The 6,340-nt window shown below is 40.2% G+C and carries 2 protein-coding genes; both read left to right on the forward strand.

Annotation, left to right across the window (positions count from 1 at the left end; translation table 11 throughout):
• A partial coding sequence (locus tag ACYVQ1_RS04630; protein ID WP_461258407.1) for a MucBP domain-containing protein occupies positions 1-3,851 on the forward strand: 3,851 nt, incomplete at its 5' end.
• Positions 3,852-4,306: 455 nt separating this feature from the next.
• A partial coding sequence (locus ACYVQ1_RS04635) for an accessory Sec-dependent serine-rich glycoprotein adhesin (RefSeq protein WP_461249982.1) occupies positions 4,307-6,340 on the forward strand: 2,034 nt, incomplete at its 3' end.

Below are 6,340 nucleotides of genomic sequence, written 5' to 3' on the forward strand. Positions count from 1 at the left end.
CTGTATCACAATCAGAATCAGAAGTAGTGTCTAAGTCACAATCTGTATCACAATCAGAATCAGAAGTAGTGTCTAAGTCACAATCTGTATCACAATCAGAATCAGAAGTAGTGTCTAAGTCACAATCAGAATCAGCAAGTGCGTCTAAGTCAGCATCTGCATCAGAATCAGCAAGCACATCAGAGTCAGCGTCTGCGTCAGAATCAGCAAGCGCATCTGAGTCAGCATCTGCATCAGAATCAGCAAGCGTATCTGAGTCAGCATCTGCATCAGAATCAGCAAGCGCATCTGAGTCAGCATCTGCATCAGAATCAGCAAGCACATCAGCTTCAGCATCTGCATCAGAATCAGCGAGTGCATCAGAGTCAGCGTCTGCGTCAGAATCAGTAAGTGCGTCTGAATCTGCATCAGCTTCAGTATCTGCATCAGAATCAGCAAGCGCATCTGAGTCAGCATCTGCGTCAGAATCAGCAAGTGCATCTGAGTCAGTTTCAACTTCAGAATCTATCTCAGTTTCACTTTCACTCTCTGAGTCAACTTCAATTGTTACAAATAACTCAGAATCTGAATCAACATCTTCTTCTGAGTCAGCGTCTGCATCAGAATCAGCAAGTGCATCTGAGTCAGCATCTGCATCAGAATCAGCAAGTGCATCTGAGTCAGCATCTGCATCAGAATCAGCAAGTGCATCTGAGTCAGCATCTGCATCAGAATCAGCAAGTGCATCTGAGTCAGCATCTGCATCAGAATCAGCAAGCGCATCTGAGTCAGCATCTGCATCAGAATCAGCAAGCTCTTCAGAATCAACTTCTGTATCTGAATCAGTATCAGCTTCTGAATCTTACTCAGCATCTGCTAGCCTTTCAGAATCAACATCAACTTCAACTTCAGTTTCAGAATCACTTTCAAGCTCTGAATCAACTTCAGTTTCAATTTCTCAATCAATGTCTGAAAGTGAAACTCCTAAAGTTGGTGAAGTAATCATTACTTACATCCGTGAGAATGATGGTAAAGAAATCCAAAAACCACGTCAAGACACACCAAACTCACCATATGACACTCCATATAACACAACTGAGGAAGGTGAAAAACCTAACACAATCAAGACTCCAGATGGTAAAACATACAAGATCGTACCAAAAGGTGACTACCCAGTAGGTAAAGTTGACGGCGATGGACACCTTGAATCATCTGATCCAATTAAAGGTAAAGTTGATAAACCTAAATCAACAATCACTTACGTTTATAAAGAAGTGAAAGGTAATGTTTACGTTCACTATGTAGACACTGAAGGTAAGACAATCAAAGCATCTGTAACAGATGAAAAAGACCAACCAGTTGATAAAGACTACGATACAGTAGTAGACAACCGTCCAAAAGAAATCGAATTCGAAGGTAAGACATACGAATTGGTACCAGCAGGTAACTACACAGTAGGTCAAGTCGACGAACAAGGTCACTGGACAGGTGATGACGCTACAACAGGTAAAGTTATCGAAGGCGATAAGAATGTAACTTACGTTTACCAACTTAAAGAACAACCAGTACAACCTAAGGGTAATGTATATGTTCACTACGTAGACACTGAAGGTAACACAATCAAAGCATCTGTAACAGATGAAAAAGATCAACCAGTAGGTAAAGACTACGATACAGTAGTAGACAACCGTCCAAAAGAAATCGAATTCCAAGGTAAGACATACGAATTGGTACCAGCAGGTAACTACAAAGTAGGTCAAGTCGACGAACAAGGTCACTGGACAGGTGATGACGCTACAACAGGTAAAGTTATCGAAGGCGATAAGAACGTAACTTACGTCTACAAACTTAAAGAAGATCCAACGAAACCTAAAGAAGGTGACGTAATCATCACTTACGTAGACGAAAAAGGTAAAGAAATCAAGAAACCTCGTCAAGACACACCAAACTCACCATATGATACTCCATATAACACAACTGAGGAAGGTGAAAAACCTAAGACAATCAAGACTCCAGACGGTAAGACATACAAGATCGTACCGAAAGGTGACTACCCAGTAGGTAAAGTTGATGGCGATGGACACCTTGAATCATCTGACCCAATTAAAGGTAAAGTTGATAAACCACGTTCAATCATCACTTACGTCTACAAAGAAGTGAAGGGTGACGTTTACGTTCACTATAAAGATACTGAAGGTAACACAATCAAGACTTCAGTTGTTGATGAAAAAGATCAACCAGTCGATAAAGACTACGATACAGTAGTAGATAATCGTCCTAAGACTATCACAACAACTGATGGTAAAGTTTACGAATTGGTACCAGCAGGTAACTACACTGTAGGTAAAGTTGATGGACAAGGTCACCTTGAGTCATCAGACGCTACAACAGGTAAAGTTATCGAAGGACGTAAAGATGTTACTTACATCTACAAACTTAAAGAACAACCAGCACAACCTAAGGGTAATGTTTACGTTCACTATGTAGATGAAAATGGTAACACTATCAAAGCATCTGTAACAGATGAAAAAGATCAACCAGTAGGTAAAGACTACGATACAGTAGTAGATAACCGTCCAAAAGAAATCGAATTCGAAGGTAAGACATACGAATTGGTACCAGCAGGTAACTACAAAGTAGGTCAAGTCGACGAACAAGGTCACTGGACAGGTGATGACGCTACAACAGGTAAAGTTATCGAAGGTGACAAGAACGTAACTTACGTCTACAAACTTAAAGAAGATCCAACGAAACCTAAAGAAGGTGACGTAATCATCACATACGTAGACGAAAAAGGTAAAGAAATCAAGAAACCTCGTCAAGACACACCAAACTCACCATATGACACTCCATATAACACAACCGAGGAAGGTGAAAAACCTAAGACAATCAAGACTCCAGACGGTAAGACATACAAGATCGTACCGAAAGGTGACTACCCAGTAGGTAAAGTTGATGGCGATGGACACCTTGAATCATCTGACCCAATTAAAGGTAAAGTTGATAAACCACGTTCAATCATCACTTATGTCTACAAAGAAGTGAAAGGTGACGTTTACGTTCACTATAAAGATACTGAAGGTAAGACAATCAAGACTTCAGTTGTTGATGAAAAAGATCAACCAGTCGATAAAGACTACGATACAGTAGTAGATAATCGTCCTAAGACTATCACAACAACTGATGGTAAAGTTTACGAATTGGTACCAGCAGGTAACTACACTGTAGGTAAAGTTGATGGACAAGGTCACCTTGAGTCATCAGACGCTACAACAGGTAAAGTTATCGAAGGACGTAAAGATGTTACTTACATCTACAAACTTAAAGAACAACCAGCACAACCTAAGGGTAATGTTTACGTTCACTATGTAGATGAAAATGGTAACACTATCAAACAATCCGTAACAGATGAATTTGGTCAACCAGTAGGTAAAGATTACGATACAGTAATTGATAACCGTCCTAAGACAATTGTTACTGCTGATGGTAAAGTTTACGAATTGGTACCACAAGGTAACTACCCAGTAGGTTCTGTAGATGGTGATGGTCACTTGACTACAACTGACCCAGTAACTGGTAAAGTTATCGAAGGCGATAAGAACGTAACTTACGTTTACAAACTTGTCGATACAACTCCAGAAAAACCAGTAACACCAACTCCAGGTAAACCTGAACAACCAACTCCAGGTAAACCAGTTGATCCAGCTCCTAAAGCTCCAGCTAAAGCTACTCCAGTTAAACCTGCACAAGAAATGGCACAATTGCCAAATACTGGTGAAGAGTCTAACGTAGCAGCTACAGCAGCTCTTGGATTGCTTGCAACTGCATCTGGATTGGCACTTGCGGCAAAACGCAAAAAAACTGAGGAATAATATTCCTTCGACTTACCCCTAAAACTTATGAGTGACTAGTCCTAATAAAAACTAACTACTCTTAAGTAAGAATAAGCCGATTAGCTTCGTTCTAAAAAAGACACATTCCGATATGGGATGTGTCTTTTTGTCGTGTTTGAAAATGAGAGAGGCTATCTTAAACGTTAGTCTAAGTCTCATTTAGGCTTAGTATTAGAGAGTAAAGGCTTAGTTTAGTAAGCTAAAATCTTAGATGTGGAAGAAGTATACTTTGAATTTTAAGACAACTTTCAGTTTTGTTTTACAAAATGTAAGGTGGGTGGAAATGCTATGAAAAAAGTATTTTCAGTATTTATACAGCATAAAGCGTCTGCAATCTTTTTTGAGGGAAATAAGAGTTTGTATTAGAGCTTACAAGATTTTTATGATAAAATTTATCGGTGAGTTTTAATTCATAAAACAAGAATGGAGTAGATATGTTTTTTAGAAGGAACGAAGGGGAATATCGCGAAACTGATCGCGTGACTCGTTTTAAATTGATTAAATCAGGTAAGCAATGGCTTCGTGCTGCGACATCCAACTTTGGACTTTTCAAGGTTGTTAAAGGTGGGGCAGACGCACCATCAGTTTCAGCACAGAGTGTCGAGGAGAAAACACCGCTTCTCTCAGGGCAATCTCTCCTTAAAGGAATTGCAACAGCGGGTGCAGTAGCTGGAGGCGCAGTAGCGACTTACACTGCCCAAGCGGAAGAAACGACGACTCCGGCTTTGGAAAGTCAAGTAACTGCTAATCAAGATGTGGCAGTAAACTCTGATTCAGTGGTATTGAGTGTAGCACCAGCTTCTGAAACTTCAGCAGTAGCATCAACAAGCCAAGAGTCTACAAGCTCTTCAGTTGATGCTCAAGCAAGCACAGAAGCATCAGTTTCAGTATCACAATCTGTGTCTCAATCAATTTCTGCTGAATTGTCACAAGCTATCTCAGAATCAGCATCACTCAGCAAGGAGTACTCAACTTCTGACAGTCAGTCACAAACTGATAGTACAAGTGGTTCAAACTCGGAATCAGCTTCTGATTCAGCAACTTCAACAAGCTCAGTTGCTTCAGAAACTGCAAGCCATGATGATGAAAAATCTGTTTTGGACCAAAACGTTTCAGAAGCAGAATTGCTTGTTAATATTGCTAAAAACTACCAAGCAAAATTGACAGACACAGCTGCTAAGGCTGAAATTCAAACGGCTATTACAACTGTTCAAGAAGAAGTCACTAAGTCAACGACATTGATCGCGGCATCAGCAACAAGCGCAGCTTACGCAGAACAGCGTGAGCGTCTTGGTAATGCCGTCGATAACATGATGACCAAGCTGACAAATGTTGGTTTCAATGGGAACTCTACAGTGAATGGCACTCCAGCTATCACTTCAAACCTTAACCTAGCGACTGGTGAAACTAAGGTGTATACAGGAACTGGAACAGACTCAAACTATAATGTTCCAATTTACTATACATTGAAAATGACAAATGACGGGACAAATCTGAATTTTGTCTACACTGTCACATATGTTAATCCTGCAACATCAACCCTTGGGAATATTTCGAAGATGAGTCCTGGATATTCTATCTATAATTCAGGGACATCAACACAAACGATGTTTACTTTAGGTAAGGGACTTACTCCTCCAACAACTGTAACAACTTATATTACTAATTCAGACGGTACTCAAAGAACTACACCTTCACCTAATCCAACACCAGTAACAACGGATGGTGGCGGTTACAGTTGGGGACAAAATTTCCAAATGAATGGTTTTCAGGCCAAGAATGGTTATGGCTTAACATCGACTTGGACTGCTAAAATCACTGGTGATGACACATCCTTCACATTCTCACCTTTTGCAGGTAAGACTGATAATATTAGCGTTAATTTCTTTAATGGTAGTCAGGTTATCGAGTCAGAGTCTGAAGCAGATACAACGAGTGCATCTTTAAGTACATCTCAAAGCATCGTAGAAAGTACTTCAACAGTAGAGTCTCAATCTGTATCAACAAGTAAGGTAGAATCTGCATCAGTTTCAGCATCTGAGTCAGAGGTTGTCTCATCTTCTCTTTCTCAATCAGAGGAAGCATCAGCATCTCTTTCAGAGAGTGTTTCAGAAAGTCTTTTTGAAAGTGCCTCAACAAGTGCATCAGTGAGCGCATCACAGTTAGAGTCAAATTCAGTCTCAGCTTCAGAAAGTGCATCAACTTCAACATCTCAGTCTGAGTCGAACTCAACTTCAGCATCTGAAAGTGCATCAACATCAACATCACAATCCGAGTCAAACTCAGTTTCTACTTCAGAAAGTGAATCGACGTCAGCCTCACAATCAGAATCAAACTCAGTTTCAACTTCAGAGAGTGAATCGACATCAGCATCACAGTCAGAATCAAATTCAGTTTCAACTTCAGAGAGTGAATCAACGTCAGCGTCACAATCCGAATCGAATTCAGTTTCAGCTTCAGAGAGTGAA

Source organism: Streptococcus parasalivarius (assembly GCF_054785155.1).